Below are 25800 nucleotides of genomic sequence, written 5' to 3'. Positions count from 1 at the left end.
GCCGATCATCACCTTAGCGATCAGTCGACATTGCCTGTGGGGCTGCTGTACGAATGCCGACAGAATGATCGTGCGGGGCCTCCGCATGCCCGCACCACCGTGGAGGTTCCGGCGTGAGCCGCTCCTTGTCGTCCCAGGTCAGCACCGGTCTTCGGCGCGCGCTTCGCGGCGCGAGCGAGGTCGGCGCGTTCACCCGGGCACCGCTGGACGCGAAGGTGATGCGGCCTCGCCGCTGGGCCTCGCTCATGGCGGCGGTCGCTGTGGTGGTGACGCTGGGGACGCAGCCGGCCCAGGCGTTCACTGCCGCCCACGCCGGCAGCGCGGGAAGCCCGGTGACGCCGCAGCAGCTGAGCAGGGCGCTGTCGAACCTCAAGCACCAGGTGGGTGCCTCGGCCACCGAGACAGGTGGTGCGGGCACCGGCAAGAAGCACCAGCCAGGCAAGGGCGAACTGCCCGCAGCTCCGGGACCGGCAGGACATGGACCCTCACGCGAGTCGGGTCCGGGACTGGCGGCGCAGACCGGCGCGCACACGCAGCCGCCGGGGGACCTGCGGGACCGGCAACTCGCCGCCGCTGCCAAGCCCCAGGGCGCGAGTGCGAAGGCCGCCCCCGACGCCACCGGGAGCGCGGGCATACCCGGCGCGGCGCCCGCGGGGTCGGAGCTCCCCTCGCTGCGCACCGCGACGACGTCGGTGTTCCAGAATGCGGACGGCACGCGGACCATGCGCGTGTACTCACGCCCGGTCCACTTCCGCAAGAGCGACGGCAGTTGGGGGAACATCGACACCCGCCTGGTCCAGGACGCGGCGGGCCGCTGGACGGCCCGTGCGGACGACCAGGGCAGCAGCTTCGCCAATACGGCCGCCGACCCGGCCGTGGTGTCCTGGTCCCTGGACGCCGGCCACCAGGTCTCCTACTCGCTGCAGGGGGCTTCGGCGGTCGCGCCGAAGGTCAGTGGCAACACCGTCACTTACCTCGGCGCGCGGCAGTCCGCCGATGTGGTCTACGACGCATTGGCCACCTCCATCAAGGAGACCCTGGTCCTGCACGACGCCACCGCGCCCACCGTGTGGACGTTCCCGCTGCAGACTGTCGGCCTCACGGCCGCGCCCGACAAGGGCGGGGACGTGGTGTTCACCGACTCCGCAGGGAAGGTGGATCTGGTCATCCCACGCGGCTTCATGCGCGACGCCGGCCACCACGGCGACGGCGCGGTCTCCGGTGGCGTCACCTACCGGCTCACGACCACCGCTGGTGGGCAGCAGGCGCTGCAGGTGAGCCTGGACGCGTCCTGGCTGCACGACCCCAAGCGTGTCTTCCCGGTCCGGGTGGATCCCACGACCACGGGAACCACACAGGGGCAGACCACGACGTCCACCTATGTGGAGACCCCGTACAACCAGAACTTCTCCAGCGACGTCAGCATCAAGGTCGGCACCTACGACTCCGGGACCCACCAGGCCACCGGCTACCTCAAGTTCCCCTCGATCGGCTCGTCCTCGCTGCAGAACCAGTACATCGAGAAGGTCACCCTCAACGTCGACGCTGTCGACGGCTCGCAGTGCTCCACCGCGACCGAAGTGAACGTCCGGGAGATCACCGAGTCCTGGAACCCGTCCACGGTCACGCTGGCCTCCCAGGTGGCGCTCGGGGCCAACCTCGGCAACGACACGTTCAAGGAGAGCAACCAGAACGGCTGCACCAGCGGCGCGGTGTGGATCCCGTTCGACCTGGGCGACAACGCCTCCGCGGCCGGCACCAAGCTGGTCGAGAACTGGGTGCACGGCGGCTCGAACTACGGTGTCGCCCTGACCGCGAGCCTGTCCGACACCAACGCCTGGAAGGTCTTCAACAGCGCTTCCTCGTCCTACCCGCCCTATCTGTCGGTGACCTACAGCGCCTACGGGGCGGACTACTCCACCCCGACCAGCTACATCCCGCCCACCTCCAGCAGCACCGGGTCGCAGAGCGTCACGCTGACCAACCGCGGGACGTCGTCGTGGACCAGCACGAACATGAAACTGAAGGCCCGGCTGTACGACGCGAGCTGGAACGAGATCTCCACCTCGGCCCCGCTGACCGCGGTCCCCAGCACCGTGGCACCCAACGGCTCGGTCACCATGACCGGCACCATCCCGGCGATCGCACCCGGTAAGTCGTACCAGCTGTGCTGGGACCTGTACGTGAACGGCACCACCTCGCTGCAGACCAGTTACGGGGTGCCGTTCCAGAACTGCACCTGGGTGGCGTCGGCGAACATTCCGCCGCAGATCGACGCCATGCAGCCGCTGTCGAACACCACCGTCGGCTCGCTGATGCCCGAACTCCACGCGGATGCCCATGACCCGGACAACTACCCGGGCACCGGCCTGACCTACGACTTCCAGCTGCTCGGCCCGACCGGCTCGGTGACGGCCTCCTCCGGCTGGGTCTCAACCACCTCCTGGGTGGTGCCGCGCGGGACACTGGCCTGGAACGCCACCTACAGCTGGGACGTGGCGGTCTCCGACAGCAAGAACGCGAGCGCCTGGTCGAACCCGGCCTCGCTCACCACCCAGGTGCAGCAGCCGCTCCTCACCTCGCAGCTGGCGCAGGGCTCAGGGTCCGGGCGTCCCTTCGATCCGCAGGTGGGCAACTACACCACGGCGGCAACCGACGCGAACGTCAAGGTCACCGGCCCCAGCCTCGCGGTGACACGCTCCTACAACTCGCTCGACCCGCGCACCACGGGCCTGTTCGGCGCTGGCTGGTCCTCCTCGTACGACATGCAGTTGCAACTGGACGGCGACAGCTCGGGCGGCGTGCAGGTCACCGGCCAGGACGGCCGGGTGCAGCGGTTCGGCCGCAACGACTACGCGCTCGCGAACGTCGCCGGCGTCGGAGACCTGTCGGGCGGCACCTCGGACGACATCGTGGCCGTCGACGACGCGGCCGGGGACCTGTACGCCTACAGCGGCCCTTCGTTCTCCGCGGCAACCCGGGTGGGCCTGTCCCACGGCTGGAGCGGCGGACCCAACGGCAACTGGGCGAGTCTGACCTGGCTCACCGGTTTCAAGTTCCCCACCAATCCGACCGGGAATCTCATCGGCTCCGAGATGGGCGACCTGGTCGGCGTGGACCCGAGCACGGGCAAGCTGTGGGAGTGGGGCAACACCTGCCCTCAAGTTGTCCGCTCGACCTACGGTGTGGGCACCAGTTTCGGGGCGGGCCTGCCGTTCCAGTGCGATCCGACGGATGTCACCGACGGTACCGACTGGCGTACCATGTCGCAGCTGACGATCACGCCGCCGCTGTCCGGTGACGGCAAGCTGGACTTGGTCGCCGTGCAGACCTCCACCGGTTACCTGTTCGCGTATCCGATCAACACCGACGGCACGCTGGGCACCCGGGTGCAGATCGGCAGCGGTTGGACCGGCGGATACACGCAGCTGACCGGCGGCAACTTCACCGGCAGCACCGCCGGCACCGGATCACTGATCGCGATCAGCCCGAGCGGCGGCCTCTACCTCTATCCCGGCACCGGCACCGGCTCGCTCGGCACCAGCGTCCTCGGTGCCAACCGGCTGCTGTCCACCGGCTGGAGCCAGGCGTACGGACTCTCCCGTGTCAACGGCATCCCCGGCGACAGCTCCAGTGACTTCATCGCCACCGACGGTGCCACCGGCGCGCAGTACCTCTACCACTCGGCCACCAGCTACACCGTCGCGAGCCGCACGGTGACGGGCATGAACCTGTACACCTCGCCGTCGGGGGAGTCGGAGCAGCTGTTCCGTCAGAGCGACGGCAGCTGGGTCCTGCGCGAGCGCGGCGGGACGGTGTACACATTCGCGCAGCAGGCCTCCGGATCCTCCACCTGGCAGCTGTCGAAGATCACGGACAAGCACGGGCGCACGCAGACGCTGGCCTACAACATCGACGGCACCCTGGCCACGGTCACCGACACCGCCAGCAGCCGCGCCCTGCACTTCGCCTGGAACAGCACCAAGACCCATGTGACGCAGGTGACCACCGACCCGGTCACGGCCGGGAACACCAGCACCGCCCTGACGTGGACCTACACCTACAACACGAGTGCCCCGGACGAGCTGGACACGGTGTGCGCTCCGCCCACCGGCACCAACACCCAGAACGCGTGCACGACCTACAACTACACCTCCGGCAGCTCGTCCGGTTCGCACTTCACCAGCACGGTCCAGGATTCCGCGCCGGTGCAGTACTGGAGCCTGAACGATGTGGTCTCGGACAAGCTTGTTGACGAGTCCATGCTGCACAGCGGTATGGACTGGGCCGGGGTCCGCGGCGTCACGGGGGAGACCCCATCACCGTCGCTGCTGCCGGGCTCGCCCACGAAGGTGGCCGGCTTCTCCGGCGTCAGCTCCGAGATAACCCTGCCTGACCAGGTTGCCAAGAACAGCTACGTGTCCGTCGCGATGTGGTTCAAGACGTCCACCCCGGACGGGGTGCTGTTCTCGTACCAGGCTGACGACACTGTCACTGCCGGCACCACCAGCCACCCCTACACCCCTGCTCTCTACGTCGGTCACGACGGTAAGCTGCAGGGGCTGTTCTCCGGTACGGCCTCGACGGCGCCGATGCCCATGAGCTCCAGCGCCGCCGTGACGGACAACAAGTGGCACTACGTCGTGCTCACCGCGGCCGGCAACGCGCAGCAGCTGTGGCTGGACGGCTCCCTGGCCGGATCAACGACGTGGCAGGTCCAGCCGATCGCGGAGCCGCACACCGACATCGGTGCGGGCTTCATCGGGGGTGTGTGGCCCGACGAGGTGGACCAGGGCAAGAGCGGCAACACCGGCTACGTCATGAGGTTCACCGGTGACATCGCCCAGGTGTCCCTCTACCAGCGTGCGTTGGGTGCTGCCGCGATCGCACAGCAGTGGCAGGCGAGCCAGCACGCGGCGACCGAGTTGACCTCGATCGTGCTGCCGTCCGGGAAGACAAAGTTCTCCGCGACCTACGACGCGGTCCACGACCGGGCCTCACAGATCACCGACGCCAACGGCGGTACCTGGAAGCTCAATCCCACCAGCATCTCCGGTTCCACCGACAACTACCGGGGCGCGGTCCTGGGTTCGAACCCCTCCGGCTACTGGCGCCTGTCCGACAGCAGCGGCATCCAGGCCGACAACCAGATCTACGCCAACCGCACGACCCCCGACAACGGCACCTACTCCAACGTCTCCCTCGCCGCGCCCGGCCCCTTCAACTACGTCGACGGGCAGGGCACCACGCGTTCCGCGCCGGCCGCCGGCTTCGACGGCGCGACATCGTGGACGGAGCTGCCCGCCGCGAACGTGCCCACCCAGGGACCCGGCACGATCGGGCTGTGGTTCAAGACCACCAGCGCCGGTGTCCTCTACTCCTACCAGTCCTTCGCCGTGGGGCAGGCGCACACCGCCGGTACCGACCACTGGAACCCCGCCCTCTACGTGGGCACCGACGGCAAGCTCCACGGGATGCTCTACATCCCCGGACAGGCCACCACTCTGACCTCCACGGCCACGGTGACCGACGGCAACTGGCACTACGCCGCCCTGGCCGCCACCTCGACCAACTCCCAGACCCTCTACCTGGACGGAACATCCCAGGGCACGCTGGCGGGCACCATCACGCCCAACGGCACGGCACACGTCTACGTCGGCGCCGGCACCGCGGACGGTTGGCAGGCGGCCCCCAGCGACCCCGACGGTCACTTCAACGGCACCATCGCCGACGTCGCGGTCTACCCGCAGGGTCTGACCGCCAGCCAGATCACCACCCTCGCAGCCAAGCCGACCAACACCTCCACCCCGCAGAACCTCTACGACACCGCGGTCCTCAACTACCACCCGCAGGCCTACTGGCGGCTCAACGACACCAGCGGCAACACCGCCGGCGAACTGGTCTCCTCCACCCTGGCCCAGCAGAACCACGGCACCTACACCAACACCACCTGCTGCGCCACCGGGCCATGGGCCTCCGGCACCAGCACCGCCACCGGCTTCAACGGCACCAGCTCCTCCGTCCAACTGCCCGGAACCGTTCAGCCCACCGCAGCGCCCTACAGCGTCGAGCTGTGGTTCAAGACCAGCAGTCCTGGAGTGATCTACTCCTACCAGTCCTTCCCCCTCGGTGCCGCGCACACCTCCGGCACCAACCAGTGGGACCCCGCGCTGTACGTCGGCTCCGACAACAAGCTCCACGGCGAGTTCTTCAACGGTGCACTTGCCCCCGCGGTCTCGGCCACGACGGTCACTGACGGTGCGTGGCACCAGGCCGCGCTCGTCGCCTCCGGGACCAGCCAGCAGCTCTACCTCGACGGCCGGCCCAGCGGCAGCCCCATCACCGGCACCGTCCAGTACAACGGCCAGGGCGACGTCTACCTCGGCGCCGGCACCGTTGACGGCAGCTGGCCCAACCCGCCGACGGACACCAGTGGCCACCTGAACGGGTCCATCGCCGACTTCGCCAGCTACAGCTACGCCGTTGACGCGTCCACCATCGCGGCTGACTACCAGAGCGCTACCACGGCCACCGGCGGCACCGGAATGACCGCCGACGAGGCCTACCGCACCCGCATCGTCCAGGACGGCGCGACCGACTACTGGCGTCTCAACGATCCGTCCGGCTCCTCGTACGCGCAGGACGAGCTCGGCACCTCCCTGCCCGACCCCTATGCGGGTACCTACAGCAACACCACCCTCAACACCGCAGGCCCCTCCGGCAACCCCGACGAAGCCGCTGCCACGTTCAACGGCACCAGCTCCAGCCTGCAACTTCCCTCCACCGCGGCACCCACGACCGGCCCCGCCAGCATCGAGCTGTGGTTCAAAACCAGCACGGCCGGCGTCCTGTACTCCTACCAGTCCAACCCGCTCGGCAGCGCCACGACCAACTGGAACCCGGCGCTCTACGTCGGCACCGACGGCAAGCTCCACGGCCTGTTCGGCGACGGCAATGGCTCCGCCGACCAGCTCACCTCCAGCAGCACCGTCACCGACGGCAAGTGGCACCAGGCCGTCCTGGCCGCCACCACCAGCAGCCAGACCCTCTACCTCGACGGCGCCCAGGCCGCGACCGAGTCCAAGGGGACTCTCCAGTACAACGGCTACCCCTACGTCTACCTGGGCGCCGGCACCAGTAACCCCAGCTTCTGGCCAGCCGCCCCCACCGCGGACGGGACCTCCACCAACTACTTCAACGGCTCCATCGCCGAAGCCGCCTACTATCCCGCCACCCTCAGCGCGACCACCGTCCAGGCCCACTACACGGCCATGGGCAACTCCGCCAACCCCACCCCGGTCACCACCGCCACCGTCACCGACCCCGGCGGCAACACCCTCACCTACCGCTACGACTCCAACAACGGCGGCCGCGCCCTCTCCACCACCAATGCCTACGGCGACACCACCAGCTACGGCTACGACACCAACGGCAACCTGTACACCGTCACCGACGCGGACGGCCACACCACCACCTACGGCCACGACGCGGACGGCAACACCGTCTCCACCACCACCTGCCGCACCGCCGGCAACTGCCAGACCAGCTATGCCACGTACTTCATCAACAGCGTCAACGCCCTCGACCCGCGCAACGACCAGATCGTCAGCTCCTCCGACGCCCGCTCCGCCGACGCGACCGACTCCACCTACGAGACCAGCTACCGGTACGACACGATCGGCGACCTGGTCAACACCAATCTCCCCAGCATGACCGGCTCCTTCAACACCACCAACACCTACACCGCAGGCACCGAAACAGCGGTCGGCGGCGGAACCGAGCCCCCCGGCCTGCCCGCCACCACCAGCGACTACGACAACAACAAGACCTCGTACGCCTACAAGAGCAACGGGGACCTGGACCACACGGTCAGCCCCTCGGGCTTGACCACCAGCTACACCTACGACAACCTCGGCCGCATCGCCAGCCAGACCGTCACCTGCACCGACTGCTCGACCGGCGCGCAGACCACGACCACGTCCTACACCCTCGACGGCCACGGCAACCTGCTCACCGAGACCGACCCCACCACCACGGACGCCGTCAACGGCGCCATCACCCACACCCGGGTGACCACCAACACCTACGACAACGACGGCAACCACACCGGACAGACCGTCAGCGACGCCACCGGCGACGACAAGGCCCGCACCACCACCTGGGTCTACGCCAACCCCACCAACGACCTGGTCACCTCCACCACCGACCCGGCCGGCCACACCACCAGCTACGGCTACGACGGCTACGGCAACCGCACCAGCATGACCGACCCGGCGGGCACCAACTACAGCTACAGCTACTCCCCGATGGGCCAGCTCCAGCAGACCGCCATCACGAACTACACGGGCAACCCCGACAGTCCGGTCTCCGCACGCCTGCAGATCATCGACTCCCGCGCCTACGACCCCGCCGGGCGTCTGGCCACCGACACCGACGCGATGGGCCGCACGACCCATACGTACTACTTCAACGACAACAAGGTCTCCGAAGTCGACCTCGACGCGTTCCACGACTTCAGCCCGCAGACCAAGACCTTCACCGGCACCACGCGCACCGTCGTCGAGGAGTCCGACACCTACGATGCGGCCGGCAACCAGATCCAGCAGACCACCGGCGGCGGCAAAACCACCGTCACCAGCACTTACGACGATGGCTCCCGCCTCACCAGCAGCACTCTCGACCCCGCCGGTCTGGACCGCACCACCAGCTACACCTACGACAACGACAACCACGTCCTGTCCACCAAGACCACCGGCGGTGGCCAGACCCGCGAGACCGACAACACCTACGACGCGCTCGGCGACACCCTCAAGACCACCGTCGTCAACACCCCCGCCAACTCCGTCACCACCTCCAGCTACGACCAGGCCGGCCAGGTGGTCAGCAGTGTCAGCCCCAACGGCAACGCAAGCGGCGCCACCCCCGCCGACTTCACCACCAGCTACACCTACGACGCCGCAGGGCGGCCCACTCAGGTCATCGCCCCACCGGTGAGCACCACCACCTTCAACACCAGCACCGGGCAGCCCACCACGGCCAGCACGAGCGCCATCACCGCCACCGGCTACGACACCTTCGGCGAGACCGCCGAAACCAAGGACGCCGACGGCAACATCACCACCTACACCCACACCATCGACAGCACAGGGATGCACCTGTCCGTCGCCGCCAACAGCTACACCGCACCCGGCGCCAGCACCGCGGTCACCCCCGTCGTCCAGACCGACTACGACGCCCTTGGCCACCCGCTGCGCACGACCCTGGACCCCACCGGACTGGACCGCGTCAGCACATCCACGTACGACCAGCTCGGCAACAACGTCGAGACCGACGAGCCCGCCGTCAACGGCACCGCACCGGTCACACGCAACACCTACGACCTGGACGGAGAGATCCTCTCCACCACCGACCCGACCGGCGCCGTCGCCCAGTCCACCTACGACGACCTCGGCCGCCGGATCACCGCCACCCAGCTGATCCGCCAGACCAGCCACACCTCGACCGGCGGTGCCGCCAGCGTCCACACCTCGGCGTACGGCTACGACGACGCGGGCGACCGCACCACCACAGTCGCCCCCAACGGGGAGACCGGGACCACGACCTTCGACGCCGCCCAGGAGGTCGTCAGCGCCACCGACCCGCTGCAGCGCACCAGCACCTTCGGGTACGACCTGGTCGGCGACCAGGTCAAGGCGACCGAGCCCGGCACGGACAGCAGCCACACAGGCTCCTCCACCGTCACGACGTTCGACCAGGCGGGCAATACCGCCACCGCCGCCGTCACCGACCCCACCGGGAAGACCGTCTCCAGCGTCGCCACGGGCTACGACGCCGACGGCAACCCGACCTCGGTCGCCACCACCGCGGACGACGGAACCACCAGCGCCACCACAGCCAGCTACAACGCGGCTGACCAGATCGTCCAACAGGTCCAGCCGACGACTGCCAGCCACAGCATCACCACGCGCTACACCTACGACCCCGACGGCAACGCCACCGCCTACACCGACGGAAACCTCAACACGACCTACACCACCTACAACACCCTGGGTCTGCCGGAGTCCGTCATCGACCCCGCCACCACCGCCTACCCGAGCCTCGCCGACCGCACCTACACCACCGCCTACGACACCGCCGGCGAGACGACCGCCATCGACGAGCCGGGTGGCGTGACCCAGACCGCGACCTACGACGCCGACGGCAACCTCCTCACACAGGCAGGCACAGGAGCAGAATCCGCGACCGCGGCCCGCAGCTACGGCTACGACCAGGACGGCCGCGTCACCAACCTGTCCACCCCCACCGGCAACGAGACCTACGCCTACGACGACAGCGGCCAACTGTGGGCCTCCAGCGGCCCCGCCGGCAACGCCACCTACCTCTACGACACCAACGGCCAAGTCAGCTCACGCACCGACAAGACCGGCACCACCAACTTCACCTACGACAACGCCGGCCAACTTGCCACCCTCGCCGACCCCGTAACCGGTACCACCCTCACGTACGGCTACTACGGCAACGGCGACCTGAAAAGCACCACCTACGGCACCGGCGGCCCCACCCAGAACTACACCTACAACGCCCTGCACCAGGTCACCCAGAACACCCTCGCCACCGGCAGCGGCACCACCATCGCCTCCCAGGCCTACGGCTACTACCCCTCCGGCCGGGTCAAGTCCCAGACCACCACCGGACTTGCCGGACCAAGCAGCAACACCTACACCTACGACCAGGGCGGACGCCTCAACAGCTGGAACAACGGCACCACCACCGCCAACTACGCCTACGACGACAACGGCAACCTGACCCAGCGCGGCAGCACCACCGCCACCTACAACCAGCGCAACCAACTCCAGAGTGCCGGCAGCACCAGCTACAACTACACAGCCCGCGGCACACTGGCCAGCACCACGGTCGGCGGCACCGCCACCATGACCTCCAGCTACAACGCCTTCGACCAACTCACCAACCAGGGCGCACAGAACTACACCTACGACGCGGCAGGCCGCCTGCTCACCGCCGGCACCGACAGCCTGACCTACGACGACACCAGCGACGCGGTCAGCTCCGACGGCACTGAGGACTACACCCGCAGCAGCACCGACCAACTCACCTCGATCGGCAACGGCACCAGCGCGGCCTTCGCCTACAACGACCCGCACGGCGACCTCCTCGGCACCTTCACCGGTACTGGCACCGCCCTGGCGGGCTCCGCCAGCTACGACCCCTGGGGACAGCCCACCGCCACCGCCGGCACCGGTCACGACCTCGGCTACCAGGGCGGCTGGACCGACCCCAGCACCGGCCAGGTCAACACCGCCAGCCGCTGGTACAACCCCGCCACAGCCGACTTCACCAGCCGCGACGCCGCACCCCTCAACCCCACCACCAGCGCCAACGGCAACCTCTACGCCTACGCCGACGACAACCCCGTCAGCAACGCCGACCCCAGCGGCAACAGCCCCTGCGCAAACGGATCATCCCCTGGCTACGGCCCCGGAGGCAGCGGATCACCGTCCGGAGCAATGCACTACCCGTCCTACGACTACGACCACAACTACGCCTGGAACGGAAACGATTCCTCGACCAGTTGGATGTACAACACCGATTACAACTACAACTCATGGATGTACAGCGGATACCAGTATGGTTCATCGTCGTACGGGTTTGATTTTGGCTTCGACTTTTACGGCGACTTCACTGAGGGTCTCGAAGGGTTTGGCGACTTTTTCGGGGAGGCAGCAGTAGGGGCACTGCAAAGTGATTTCGGGTTGACTGCTTCTGCGAGCAGCTGCAGGACGAGGACGATTCTTCCGCCACCGCCAATCGACTGGCACAAGCAGAAGCCGCGGGTATGTGCTTCATCCGCTGACCATTGTGTGACGACCCTCCAGAACGGTGACGGGAACGGCCCCGAGGCGAGCCGTACGCACAACGCCCAGGCGGGTGTAAATGGGTCGACTCAGCAGGATCCATTTGCAGTTTCTGCCATTGACCCAACAACGGGATTGCCTACAGGGATCAGTGACCCAGAGTCTTCGTGCCTCACCGGCTCGCCGACCGGTCCAAATATTATTGACTATTGGGCAACCGATCCTCAAAGGGGGAATCGAGCGACCGGGGCAGATGCTTGCCTTACGCGCATAGCATCAGGAACAACTGCGCAGACAAGTATCCCTGGCTATCAATGGGCTAAAAATTATGTGACCAATGACCTGGGTGTTAACTCGTCGAAGAATATTAATGCCTGCCACTTGATTCCACAGCAAGTGGGAGGACGAGGCGTCAAGGCAAATCTGGCCACGTGTGGCCGTGCGACGAACGCGGCGCAGGCAATCGCAACGTGGAGCCCGATGACTGTTGCGGAGGAAAAACTCGTTGCCGCGTTGGGTATATCAGGCGGCCAGGTGGTCTACTATCAAGCCATTCCTCTCTATCGAGGATCTCGAACGGTACCCACGGGTTTCATGCTATATGGGTTTGGATCAGTGAGTGGAGTCATCGTGGATGAGACGGTTGGCAATTCCGTCTATGACAGCGCAGGTTACCCACACAATATTGGCGCGTCTACTGCAAGTAATGGCTCTATACCGCAATAGTCATTGATCCCCGTGAGGCGAGTGTAAATCCAAGTTTGCCTGAATAATCGCTCTGGAGAAATAGACTTAGGGCGGACCCGTCGTGAGGCTCTCTGTGCGCACTTTCAATTGCTAGCGCACGCCTACTTCCTCGGTGCTTGCCAGGGAGAAGCTTGGTGATATAGTCCTCTATGGAACGTGTTCAAGTGTACTGGAATTCCAGGGGTGGAGAGCTGAAATGCATGAAAGCGTGCTGCGTCTGATCGATATCCTTCCGCCGGATGAGGCAGTTCGAGATGAAATCAACTGGAGTGCCGTTGCGCGGCGGTTCGGCCATGGCTTCCCGGATGACTACATGGATTTCATGGGCGCCTATGGGCCAGGGGCTATCAATGATTCATTTTCCATCGGCTCCCCCGTGTTGATTGAAGATTCTTCTTGGCCTCCCAGGTTCATTGGCGATATTACGTCAGACGGTCTTCATCTTCTGGATGGTGTGGGGCCCGGCGTCGCGTGGGGAGAAGACTGTGCGGCGGCATATGTTTTTTGGAACGCAGAAGGGAGAGATCCAAACGAGTGGACAGTTTCTGTGGTAGGAAGAACTGGAAGCCGTACGGATTTCAGCTTTGGCATGGCTGACTTCCTTCTATATTTGCTGCGAAGTCGTACGGAAGATATTCCAGTGGCGCTTTTCTCGCCGGAGTCACCCAGGTTCATGCACTGGAGAGAGGAGGGGCGCCTAAGAAGCGAGTGGCTCAATCCCTGGCCTGAGCTCTGAATGCGTTCTGTGACTGCTGAGGTTGAAAGGGTGATGGCCGGTTCGGGGGGGCTGACGTTCCTTGATCCCTGCGGTACGCCGGTTGCATGGGATATGCGCAGGGTGGTGGCCTGTCGCGGAAGGGGTAGGTGCAGCGGGAATGGGTGCGGCTGGAGGCGGCTGGGCGCTTCGTGGCCGGGGAGTCGACGGCGGTGGTCGCGGCCGGGCTGCGGGTGGGTGGGCGGCAGGTGCGCAAAATGCCCACTCTCGCGCTACCAATCCCGGCCCGTCGACCCCCGCCCCGAGACCAGCCAGAAGATCACCGCTGTCACGATCACCGTGCACGAGTCGAACGACATACCGCCCCTGATCGCCACCCAGCCAACCCACTCATGGGGCGCCCAAGCCCGCCGGTTCCAGCCTGACCCCGAGACGCCACCCGGACTCCGCCGCCCGCACCAGCACCCGAGAACGCGTACTCACGCTCCTGCGAACAGACCCCCAGCGAGACTGGCGCACCCGCGACAGCGCCCAGACAGTCGAGATCGGGGCGACAGGGTTCGACGCCTTCCGGAAACAGATGCTCCGCTGGAGCAAACAGGCCATGCTACGCAAAACCGGCCCGGGGGCCTACAAGCTCGCCGAACCAACCAGCAGCCCTTGACACCGCCACAAACCGCTTAACTTCGCGGCCTTGCTACGAAAATGGTCGGGGTCTAACCGAGGCTGGTGGCGGGCGGGGGGACTACAACCGTGGGCGGGGGCCTGGGGCTGTGCTGAGGGCGCTGGGGGCGCCCGCGTGGTCGGGGGCGCCCGCGTGGTCCGGGGCCGTCCGGGCGCCGGGGAGCAGGGGGTGCGACCGCGGGTGCGGTAGCGGCGGGGCTGTCGCCGCCTGCGGGGTGTGGGCGCCTGGGCCGCGGGTGCGGAGGTGGGCCTCGACGGGGTGTTCCACCCAGGTGTGGAGGGCTGCGGCGAGGACCAGGCTCAGGGCGAGGACCAGGAGCCAGCCGCCCAGGGTCTGCCAGGGGCCGTGCGGGGGGCCGAAGGCGGCGAGGGCCAGGCGCAGGCAGGTCTGGTGCACCAGGTACCAGGCGAAGGACCAGTGGCCGAGGCGGCGCATCCAGGGGCTGCCGAGGCGTCCGGTCCTGCCGTCGGCGTCCCGGCCGGCCGCGGTCGCGATCAGCAGCGCGAACAGCGGGGCGACCAGCAACTGCGAGGCGCTGTACGGGCCGTACCAGCGGCCGTCGGGGACCGCGTGGTGCCAGCGGACCAGCGCCAGGTGCCACAGCAGCAGCCCCGCCACGGCCGCGCCCACCGGCACCCGCGCCGGGCGGCCGTGCACTCGCGCCGGCATCCACGCCCGAGCCGGGACCGGCACCCGCACCCGTGCCCCCCTCCGTACCGCCAGGCCGGTGACGGCGCCGAGGAGGAACTGCGGGGTGCGGGAGAGCGGGAAGTAGTCGAGCAGCCAGCCGCGCAGCGCGGGGGGCGCGACCGGGCCGAGGCCCAGCCAGAGCAGCAGGCCGCAGCCGGAGGCGACGAGGCCGAGGGCGGCCAGGGTGCGGGTGCGGCGCCGCAGCAGGAACGGCAGCAGCAGCGGGAGCAGCAGGTAGAACCAGGCCTCGGCGCTGAGCGACCAGGCGGCCGGGTTGCCCGCCGTCGAGGTGCCGCGGGTCCAGGCCTGCAGCAGCGGCAGCGACAGCAGCACGCCGCGCGGCGCCACCGCCGCGCCCAGCGCCAGCGACACGGCCACGGCGAAGCCGGTCGCCAGCAGGTGCAGCGGGCCGATCCGGACCAGCCGGCGCCAGTAGAACACCGTCGCCGGGACGCCCCGGCCCGCGTAGGACCAGGCCAGTACGAAGCCGGAGAGGACGAAGAAGAAGGTCACCCCGTCCCTGCCGTACCAGACCAGCGGGCTGATCCAGGGCAGCGGCCGGTACTCGCGGCTGAGGTGGTAGAGCACCACCAGCAGGGCCGCCCAGAACCGCAGCCCGGTGAGCGAGGGCAGCCGGTCGCGTTGCGGGGCGGTGCGGGGGGTGTCCACGCCGTGGACAACGTCGGAGCCGCCGGAGGAGTCACGGGGGTTCAGAGGGGAAGAACGGTCCCGTGGCACGTAGTCTCGGATCTTGTTCGAGCATCCGAACCGGCGTCTGAGGGGAACCGCCTTGTCCAGTGCGGACGGCAACAGCAGCGCGACCGATCTGACGGCCCGGCACGCCCGGCGCAGCAACCCGGCCGCACGGCTGGTCCGCCGCGGGTTCACCGACCCGGACGCCGCCGTGCGCCGCCTGGCCGAGCCCGCGCTCGCGCCGCATGCCTCCGACACGGTGCTGCTGGACGCCCTCGCCGCGACCGCCGACCCCGATCTGGCGCTGCTGGGCCTGGCCCGGCTGGCCGAGGCCTGCGCCCCGGCCGACCGGCGCACGCTGCTGGACACCGTCACTACCGCCAAGCCGCTGCGGGACCGGCTGCTCGGCGTGCTCGGCGCGAGCGCCGCCCTCGGCGACCACCTGGCCCGGCACCCGCACGACTGGCACGCCCTGGTCACCTTCGAGCTCAGCGACATCCACCCGGGCCCGGAGGAGTTCCTGCGCACCCTCTACGCCCACATCTGGGAGCAGCACGCGGACGAGCCCCGCGCCGACGCCCTGCGCACCGGCTACCGTCGCTGCCTGCTCGGCATCGCCGCCCGCGACCTCACCGGCACCACCCAGATCGGCCAGACCGCGGCGGAACTCGCCGACCTCGCCGGGGCCACCCTGCAGGCCGCCCTGGACATCGCCGCCGAGGAGGACCCGGCCTCGGCCGCGGCCTGCCGGCTCGCCGTGGTCGCGATGGGGAAGTGCGGCGGCCATGAGCTCAACTACGTCTCCGACGTGGACGTGGTCTTCGTCGCCGAGCCCCGCCCGCAGGAGCCCCGCCCGCAGCAGGAGGGGCAGGGGGCGGACGGGCCGGCCGGCGGCGAGCCGGACCGGGCCGGTGACGCCCTCGCCGTCCAGGCCGCGACCAGGCTCGCGGCCAGGCTGATGCGGCTCTGCTCGGACACCACCCGGGAGGGCGTGATCTGGCCGGTCGACGCCAACCTCCGCCCCGAGGGCAAGAACGGACCCCTGGTCAGGACCCTGGGCAGCCACCTCGCCTACTACCAGCGCTGGGCCAAGACCTGGGAGTTCCAGGCCCTGCTGAAGGCCCGCCCGGTGGCCGGGGACGCCGAGCTCGGCCGCGCCTACGTGGACGCGGTCAGCCCCATGGTCTGGCATGCCGCCGACCGCGAGAACTTCGTCCCCGACGTGCAGCAGATGCGCCGCCGGGTGATCGACGCCATCCCCGCCGCCGAGGTCAAGCGCGAGCTCAAGCTCGGCCCCGGCGGACTGCGCGACGTCGAGTTCTCGGTGCAGCTGCTGCAGTTGGTGCACGGCCGCGCGGACGAGACACTGCGCAGCTCCACCACCCTGGACGCGCTAGCGGCGCTCTCGGCGGGGGGATATGTGGGTCGCTCCGACGCCGCCGCGCTGGACTCCGCGTACCGGTTCCTGCGGGCCATGGAGCACCGGATCCAGCTCTACCAGCTGCGCCGGACCCATCTGGTGCCGACCGGTGAGGACGACCTGCGCCGGCTGGGCCGCTCGCTGGGGCTGCGCGCCGACCCGGTCGAGGAACTGCGGCAGGAGTGGCGCCGGCACGCCCGCGAGGTGCGCCGGCTGCACGAGAAGCTGTTCTACCGGCCGCTGTTGGACGCGGTGGCCCGGCTCGGCGCCGAGGAGGCCGGGCTGACCAGCGGGATCGAACTCAACGGACTCTCCGCCGCCGCGGCCAGGACCAGGCTCGCCGCCCTCGGCTACCGCGCCCCCGCCGACGCCCTGCGCCATCTGCGCTCGCTGGCCACCGGGGTCAGCCGCCGTGCGGCGCTGCAGCGCACCCTGCTGCCGGTGATGCTCGGCTGGTTCGCCGACTCGGCCGACCCGGACGCGGGCCTGCTCAATTTCCGCAAGGTCTCCGACAGCCTCGGTTCCACCCCCTGGTACCTGCGGCTGCTCCGGGACGAGGGCGCCACCGCGCAGAACCTGGCCCGGATCCTCTCCTCCGGACGGCTCGCCCCCGAGCTGCTGCTGCGCGCCCCCGAGGCGGTCGCCCTGCTCGGCGACCGGGACGGGCTGCAGCCGCGCACCCGGCAGGCGCTGGAGCGGGAGATCGAGTCGGCGGTGGGCCGCGCCGCGGACGCGCCGTCCGCGGTGGCCGCGGCCCGCTCGGTCCGCCGCCGGGAACTGTTCCGGACGACCGCGGCCGACGTACTGGGCCGTTTGGGTGACACCCCGGCCGCGGCGACCGAGGCGTCCGGCACCGCGCTGACCGACCTGACCACCGCCACCCTGGGCGGCGCGCTCGGCGCCTGCATCGCGGCCTGGGAGGCCGGGGCGGGGGAGCCGATCCCCACCAGGATCGCGATCATCGGCATGGGCCGGTACGGCGGCGGGGAGCTGGGCTACGGCAGCGACGCGGACGTGATGGTGGTGCACGACCCGGTCCCCGGCGCGGACGAGACCAAGGCGGGGAACGCCGCCCGCGCGGTGTTCGAGGAGGTCCGCAGGCTGCTCCAGCTGCCCTCGACCGAGCCCCCGCTGCTGATCGACGCCGACCTCCGGCCCGAGGGCCGGCAGGGTCCGCTGGTGCGCACCCTGGCCTCGTACGCGGCGTACTACCGGCGCTGGTCCCGGACCTGGGAGAGCCAGGCGCTGCTGCGGGCCGCGCCGGTGGCCGGGGACGCCGCCCTGGGGGCGGCCTTCGTCGAACTGATAGACCCGCTGCGCTACCCCGCGCAGGGGGTGAGCGACGCCGAGCTGCTGGAGATCCGGCGGATCAAGGCCAGGGTGGAGCGGGAGCGGCTGCCGCGCGGGGCCGACCCCACCACCCACACCAAGCTCGGCCCGGGCGGGCTGGCCGACGTGGAGTGGACCGTGCAGCTGCTGCAGCTGCAGCACGGGCACCGGGTGCCGGGGCTGCGGACGACCAGGACCGGGGCCGCGCTGACGGCGGCGGTCGAGGCGGGGCTGCTGGAACCGGAGCAGGCCGAGGTGCTGCGGGCGGCCTGGGTACGGGCCTCGCTGGTGCGCAACGCGGTGATGCTGGTCCGCGGCCGGGCCGGGGACAGCTTCCCTGGCGACCCGCAGGAGCTGGCCGGGGTCGCCCGCTACCTCGGCTACCCGGCCGGGCACGCGGGCGAGATGGTCGACGACTACCGCCGCGGGGCGCGCGACGCGCGCACCGTGGTGGAAGCCTTGTTCTACGGGTGACATCCGCCTTGTCAGGGCGGCGCTCTACGGCTGAGAGCGGTGCTCCTGGTGAAGAGCACCGCTCTCAGCCGTTCGCGAGCACCGCCCTCAACGGAGAGCGCCGCTCTCGGTTGAGGGCGAGCACCGCTCTCGCTGCCGAGCACTGCTCCGAACCCCGAACCCCGAGCACCGCTCCCAGCGGCGAGCGCCCAGCGCCTAGCGGCCTGCGGCGACCGGCTCGCGGGTCGGGGTGGTGTCGTCGTCCGCGCTGCTGGGACGGGACGAGGGCGCAGCATCACGCGGGAAGGCGAACACCCAGCGGCCGTAGACCAGCCGGGAGGCCAGCAGGCCCACGCCGGTGCAGCAGGCGCCCAGCACCGCGTCCATGAAGAAGTGGTTGGCGCTGGCCACGATCACCACCAGCGTGGCCAGCGGGTACATCAGCCCCAGCACCCGGACCCAGCGCCGTCGTGCCAGGAAGGCGATGGTCAGGCCGCACCACAGCGACCAGCCGATGTGCATGGACGGCATCGCGGCGAACTGGTTGGACACGCTCGCCATGTCGCCGGAGGCCATCGAGCCCCAGGTGTGGTGCTTGGCGACGGTGTCGATGAAGTCGCCGCCGTCCATCAGCCGGGGTGGGGCCAGCGGGTAGAAGTAGTAGCCGAACAGGGCGATCGCCGTGGTGACGAAGAGCGAGAGCCGCGCCGCCGCGTACCGTCCGGGCTGGCGTCGGAACAGCCAGACCAGGACGCCGATGGTCATGATGAAGTGCAGCGTCGCGTAGTAGTAGTTCATCCCGGTGATCAGCCAGGTGACCGAGTCGACCGAGTGGTTGATCGACCGCTCCCAGGCGAAGCCGAGGGTCTGCTCGAAATGCCAGACGTTGTGGGCGTTCCGCTCGGCCTCGTTCTGCATCTCCGGGACGGCGTTGCGGACCAGGGAGTAGAGCCAGTAGCTGACGGCGATCAGCAGCAGCTCGAACCACAGCCGGGGACGCCCGGGGGAGCGGAAGTGTCCGCGCAGCGAGTTCCAGCTGCGCTGCCACCAAGGACTCCGCCATTCGGGTGACGCCTGCGCGGGGTCGGGCACGGGGGTGATCGCCGGGCCGGAGGCTGCGCCGGCCACTGTCCCGGCCGCTGCACCGGCCGCGGAGCCGACAACCGAGCCGACGCCCGAACCGCCCGTCCGGCCGCCCGTCGAGCCGCCCACCGGGCCGCCCTCCGGACCGGTGCCGGTACCTGCCGTGGTCCCGTCGGGGGCGATGTCGTCGGACGGACGCACCGCGGCTGCGGTGGTGACGCCCTTGTGGTCCCGCTTCGGTTCCCCCATGGGGCAGTAGTCTGCCATGCGGCCTCCCGGGAGCTGATCACCCTGTGGTTGGGGATTTCGCTGCTCGATATCCCTCTGAAGTCCTACGGCACCGCGGCTGGGCCCGCGCTCGGAGCGGCCTCTTGCCGCGCATATGGCGTGCAGGCAGGAAGGAGCCGTTGCCCGGTGCGGGCAGCGGCTCCGAACGTGTTGGCGATCCTACTGCCAGCGGCGCGACCGGGCAGCGCCGGGTTCATTTGTTGAAAACACTTCCATACTCTTGCTGAAACATCTTGCGGACACTACGTTCCTCGGCGAGCCACCCCTGTTCCGCACCGCTGACGCCGCCTCAAGGGAGAGCCCGCGTGGCCCCACGATCCAGACTCGGCAGCTTCATCGCCACGGCCGCCCTACTCGCGCCCGCGTTCGCCGCAGCCGCGCCCGCCGCCGCAGCCGCCACCACCGTCACGACCACCGCCGCCACCGCCAAGACAACCGCCGCCCCCGCCAAGCCGCTCCCCGCCGCGCCCTCGGACCGGGCCCTCGCGGCCACCCCGGACCGGCACGACCTCACCCGGGAGCAGTACTACTTCGTCCTGCCGGACCGCTTCGCCAACGGCGACACCGCCAATGACACCGGGGGCATCACCGGCAGCCGGATGGACAACGGCCTCGACCCCACCGACAAGGGCTTCTACCACGGGGGCGACCTCAAGGGCCTGATCGGCAAGCTGGACTACATCAAGAAGCTGGGCACCACCGCGATCTGGATGGCGCCGATCTTCAAGAACAAGCCGGTGCAGGGGACCGGGGCGGACGCCTCGGCCGGCTACCACGGCTACTGGATCACCGACTTCACCCAGGTGGATCCGCACTTCGGCACCAACGCCCAGCTCAAGCAGCTGATCGACAAGGCCCATGCGATGGGCATGAAGGTCTTCTTCGACGTCATCACCAACCACACCGCCGATGTCATCGACTACACCCAGCAGACCTACGACTACCGCTCCACCGGGGCCTATCCGACCCTGGACGAGAACGGCCGCCCGGTCGACCTCACCGCGATAGCCGACGCCAACGCGCTGCACGGCACGTCCAGCTATCCCACGCTGACCACCGGCTCGTTCCCGTACACACCGGTGTACAACGCGGCGGCGGACAGGACCGCGCGGACGCCGTCCTGGCTCAACGATCCGACGCTGTACCACAACCGGGGGAACTCGACCTTCACCGGCGAGTCCGGGACCGAGGGCGACTTCTCCGGTCTGGACGATCTCGACACCCAGGACCCGCGGGTGGTCAAGGGGTTCGAGAAGGTCTACGAGGACTGGGTGAAGCAGACCGGGGTCGACGGCTTCCGGATCGACACCGTGAAGAACGTCAATATGGCGTTCTGGCAGCAGTGGGCCCCGGCCCTGAAGTCGTACGCCGCCGCCCAGGGCAACAAGAAGTTCTTCATGTTCGGCGAGGTCTACGACAGCGACACCTCCACCACGTCCTCCTACGTCACCCAGGGCAAGCTGCAGGCGACGCTGGACTTCCCGTTCCAGGCGGCGGCGCAGAGCTACGCGGCCTCGGGCGGTTCGGCCAAGGCGCTGTCCTCGCTCTACGCCAACGACTACAAGTACACGACCGCCGACACCAACGCCTATGAGCTGCCGACCTTCCTGGGCAACCACGACATGGGCCGGATCGGCTACTTCCTGCAGTCGGCCAACCCCGGCGACAGCAATGCCCAGCTGCTGAAGAAGGACCAACTTGCCCAGCAGCTGCAGTTCCTGACCCGTGGTCAGCCCGTGGTCTACTACGGCGACGAGCAGGGGTTCACCGGTCTCGGCGGCGACAAGTCGGCGCGGCAGGACATGTTCGCCTCCAAGACCGACGAGTACAACACCGACACCGTCATCGGCGGCAGCAGCGGCTCCGCCGACCGCTACGGCACCAGCACCCCGCTGTATGCGACCATCTCCACGCTGGCCGCGCTGCGCAAGGCCAACCCGGCGCTGGAGGACGGCGCCCAGGTCGAGCGCTACGCCGCCGACGGGCCGGGGGTCTACGCCTTCTCCCGGATCGACGCCACCCAGCAGGTCGAGTACCTGGTCGCGGTGAACAACGCGACCACCGCGCAGAGTGTCAGCGTGCCGACCTACTCCGCCGGGATGGGCTTCACCCCGATCTACGGCGGTGCCCTCGACGCGGCGCGGACCGGGGCCGACAGCAAGCTGGCGATCACCGTGCCGGCCCAGTCCGCGGTCGTCTACCGGGCCGACGCCAAGCTGGCCAAGCCCGCTGACGGTCCGTCAGTGAGCCTGACCGCCCCCGCCGCGGGCGCCACCGGGACGGCGACGGTCGCCGCGACCGTGCCCGGCGGCGGGTTCGACCGGGTCACCTTCGCCGCCGCCGTCGGCAGCGGGAAGTGGCAGACCCTCGGCACCGCGGACCACCCGCCGTACCAGGTCACCCAGAACCTGGCGAACATCACTCCCGGCACCGCCGTCCGCTACAAGGCCGTGGTGCAGGACAGCGCCGGACGGCTGGCCGACGCCACCGCCGCGACCACGGTCGGCACCCCCGCGCCGGTCAGCAAGCCCACCGCCGCCTCCCGCAGCTACGCGGTGGTGCACTACCACCGGGCGGACGGCGACTACAGCGGCTGGAACCTCTACGCCTGGGGCGACATCGCCGACGGCGAGGGGACGACCTGGCCGGCCGGCCACCCGTTCATCGGCCGCGACGCCTACGGGGCCTTCGCCTACGTCAAGTTGAAGCCGGGCGCGTCCAGCGTGGGCTTCATCGTCGAGAACAACGGCACCAAGGACGGCGACGCGGACCGCTCCATCGACCTGTCGCAGACCGGTGAGGTCTGGGTCGAGTCCGGCAGCGCCACCACCGCCACCAGCAACCCGGGGACGCCGGTGCAGCCGCCGGCGAACACCGTCGTGATCCACTACCACCGCACCGACGGCGACTACACCGGCTGGGGGCTGCACGACTGGACCGGCGCGGCCACGCCCACCGACTGGGGCAGCCCGCTCAAGCCCTCGGGCACCGACGCCTTCGGCGACGTCTTCACCGTGCCGCTCGCGGACGGGGCCACCGTGCTCGACTACATCATCCACAACGGCGACACCAAGGACCTGCCGGACAACCAGGAGCTGAACTTCGCGGTCGACGGACGCGAGGTCTGGATCACCGACGGCACCCCCGGCTACATCCTGCCGCAGTCCAATGCCTCGGCCGCCGACCTCGACCTGAGCCAGTCCAAGGCACAGTGGATCGACCGGACCACCGTCGCGGTCCCGGCGAGCTGGGGCTTCGGCCAGAACCTGGCGGCCGGCTCCTCGGCCGAGCTGGTCTACTCGCCGACCGGTGCGCTGGCGGTCAAGGACGGGGACCTCACCGACCCCGGCTACTGGCTCCGGCTGCTGCCGGTGGCCACCGGTCTGACCGCCGCCCAACTCGCGGCCCACCCGGAGCTCAAGGGCTACGCGGCCTTCACCGTCGACCCACGCGACACCGGGCGGATCACCACCGCGCTGCGCGGCCAGGTGATCATGACGGAGCGTGAGGCCAACGGCGCGCTGCTGGCCGCCAGCGGTGTGCAGACACCCGGCGTGCTGGACGCGGTGTACGGGGCGAAGGCGGCCAGGGCACAGCTCGGCCCGGTCGTCTCCGGCCACACGGTCAAGCTCGCGGTCTGGGCCCCGACCGCCTCCACGGTCGGCCTGGAGCTCTACGACAGCGCCACCGCGACCACCCCGCACCTGGTCGCCATGCACCGGGACGCCGGCACCGGAGTGTGGTCGGTCAGCGGGCCCGCCTCCTGGAAGGGGAAGTACTACCTCTACGCCGTCACGGTGTGGGCGCCGACCGTGCAGAAGGTGGTGGTCAACCAGGTCACCGACCCCTACTCGCTGGCCCTGTCCGCCGATTCCGAGCGCAGCGAGATCGTCGACCTGGACGACCCCTCCACCCAGCCGGCCAGGTGGCTTGACGACTCCTCACCCAAGCCGCTCGGCTCCGGGCAGCAGGAGATCCAGGAACTGCACGTCAGCGACTTCTCCTCGGCCGACAGCACCGTTCCGGCCGCCGACCGGGGCACCTACCTGGCCTTCAACGACCTGAACTCGGACGGGATGAAGCACCTCGCCGCCCTGGCCGAGGCCGGCGTCACCACGGTCCACCTGCTGCCGACCTTCGACTTCTCCTCGGTGCCGGAGACCAAGGCCGAGCAGACCGCCCCGGCCTGCGACCTCGCGGCCTCCGCCCCCGACTCCGCCGACCAGCAGGCCTGCATCGCCAGGACCCAGGCCACCGACGACTACAACTGGGGCTACGACCCCTACCACTTCACCGTCCCCGAGGGCTCCTACTCCACCGACCCCACCGGCACCGCGCGGACCGTGCAGTTCCGGCAGATGGTGGCCGCGCTGCACCGGATCGGGCTGCGGGTGGTGATGGACGTGGTCTACAACCACACCTCGGCCTCCGGCGAGGCGGCCACCTCGGTCCTGGACCGGATCGTCCCCGGCTACTACCAGCGGCTCGACGCCAACGGCAAGGTGACCACCGACAGCTGCTGCGCCGACACCGCGCCCGAGCACACCATGATGGACAAGCTGGTGGTGGACTCCACCAGGACCTGGGCCACCGAGTACCACGTGGACGGGTTCCGCTTCGACCTGATGGGTCTCGACCCCAAGCAGACCATGCTCGACGTGCAGTCCTCGCTGAAGCGGACCGGCCGCAGCGAGTTCCTCTACGGCGAGGGCTGGAACTTCGGCGTCGTCGCCAATGACGCCCGCTTCGTCCAGGCCACCCAGGCCAATATGGCCGGAACCGGCATCGCCACCTTCAACGACCGGCAGCGGGACGCGGTCAGGGGCGGGGGACCGTTCGACACCGATCCGCGGATCCAGGGCTTCGGCTCCGGCCTCTCCACCGACCCCAACGGGGCCGCGGCGAACGGGACCGCGGACCAGCAGAAGGCGGCGCTGCTCCATGCGACGGACCAGGTCGAGGTCGGGCTGACCGGCAACCTGGCCGGCTTCAGCTTCACCGACAGCGCCGGAAAGACCGTCAAGGGCTCGGAGGTGGACTACAACGGCGCCCCGACCGGCTACACCGCCGCCCCCGGGGAGGCGATCACCTATGTGGACGCCCATGACAACCTGGACCTCTACGACGCCCTGGCCTACAAGCTGCCGACCGGCACCTCGGCCGCCGACCGGGCCAGGATGCAGGCGCTGTCGCTGGCCACCACCGCCCTGTCGCAGGGGCCGGGCTTCGCCGTCGCGGGCAGCGACCTGCTGCGCAGCAAGTCGCTGGACGCCAACTCCTTCGACAGCGGCGACTGGTTCAACGCGATCCAGTGGAACTGCGCGGCCGGCAACGGCTTCGGGAAGGGGCTGCCGCTCGCGGCGTCCAACCAGGCGTCCTGGGTGTTCGCCCAGCCGCTGCTGGCTGATCCGGCGCTGGTCCCCGGCTGTGCGGCGGAGACCTCGACCTCGGCCCAGTACCAGGAGTTCCTGCGGGTCAAGCGGTCCACGCCGCTCTTCTCGCTGCCCACGGCGGCGGCGGTGCAGCAGCGCCTGAGCTTCCCGCTCTCCGGCACCGCCGGTGCCACCCCGGGTGTCATCACCCTGCACCTGGACGGTGCGGGACTGCACACCTACCGCTCCGTCACCGTGGTCTTCAACGCCACCCCGACCGCGCAGCAGCAGACCCTCCCGGGGCTGGCCGGGACGGCCGAACAGCTGCACCCGGCCCAGTCGGGCGGCGCCGACCCGGTCGTCAAGCAGTCCGCCTTCGACCCGGCCACCGGCAGCTTCACCGTGCCGGCCCGGACCGTGGCGGTCTTCGTCCAGCGCTAGAAACCGGTGCA

Annotated in this window: 6 protein-coding genes; 4 read left to right on the top strand and 2 right to left on the bottom strand. The window is 69.3% G+C overall.

Going from position 1 to position 25800, the window contains the following annotated elements:
• The first annotated feature begins 113 nt into the window (after nt 1-113).
• Together ACEZDG_RS27600 and ACEZDG_RS27595 are read left to right on the top strand one after the other, a co-directional pair.
• Nucleotides 114-12599, top strand: a complete 12486-nt coding sequence (locus ACEZDG_RS27600) for a LamG-like jellyroll fold domain-containing protein (RefSeq protein WP_380514291.1) — start codon at nt 114-116, stop codon at nt 12597-12599.
• Between the two features lie 217 nt (nt 12600-12816).
• Nucleotides 12817-13356 carry a hypothetical protein gene (locus ACEZDG_RS27595; RefSeq protein ID WP_380514289.1) on the top strand — a complete coding sequence of 180 codons (540 nt, stop codon included), beginning with the start codon at nt 12817-12819 and terminating at the stop codon, nt 13354-13356.
• Between the two features lie 724 nt (nt 13357-14080).
• Here ACEZDG_RS27595 and ACEZDG_RS27590 read toward each other — a convergent pair.
• Nucleotides 14081-15379 (bottom strand): acyltransferase family protein, encoded by a 1299-nt coding sequence (locus tag ACEZDG_RS27590; protein ID WP_380514287.1) that lies wholly within the window; start codon nt 15377-15379, stop codon nt 14081-14083.
• A 157-nt stretch (nt 15380-15536) separates the two neighbouring features.
• Between ACEZDG_RS27590 and ACEZDG_RS27585 the strand changes: the two genes are divergently transcribed.
• Entirely contained in the window at nt 15537-18626 is a 3090-nt protein-coding gene (locus tag ACEZDG_RS27585; protein ID WP_380514442.1) for a bifunctional [glutamine synthetase] adenylyltransferase/[glutamine synthetase]-adenylyl-L-tyrosine phosphorylase, read from the top strand.
• A gap of 195 nt (nt 18627-18821) precedes the next feature.
• Here the strand turns inward: ACEZDG_RS27585 and ACEZDG_RS27580 are convergent, their stop codons facing one another.
• Complete coding sequence (locus ACEZDG_RS27580; RefSeq protein WP_380514285.1) at nt 18822-19937, bottom strand: phosphatase PAP2 family protein; 1116 nt, start codon at nt 19935-19937, stop codon at nt 18822-18824.
• Nucleotides 19938-20281: 344 nt separating this feature from the next.
• Between ACEZDG_RS27580 and pulA the strand changes: the two genes are divergently transcribed.
• The gene (gene pulA, locus ACEZDG_RS27575) at nt 20282-25789 is read left to right on the top strand and encodes a pullulanase-type alpha-1,6-glucosidase (RefSeq protein WP_380514283.1); all 5508 of its coding nucleotides are present in this window, start codon (nt 20282-20284) and stop codon (nt 25787-25789) included.
• The last annotated feature ends 11 nt before the right edge of the window (nt 25790-25800 follow it).

The sequence above is a fragment of the Streptacidiphilus alkalitolerans genome, from assembly GCF_042511045.1.
GTDB classification, from domain to species: domain Bacteria; phylum Actinomycetota; class Actinomycetes; order Streptomycetales; family Streptomycetaceae; genus Streptacidiphilus; species Streptacidiphilus alkalitolerans.
Note: the sequence above shows the minus strand (reverse complement) of the source record. Positions and strands in the feature narration are given on the sequence as shown.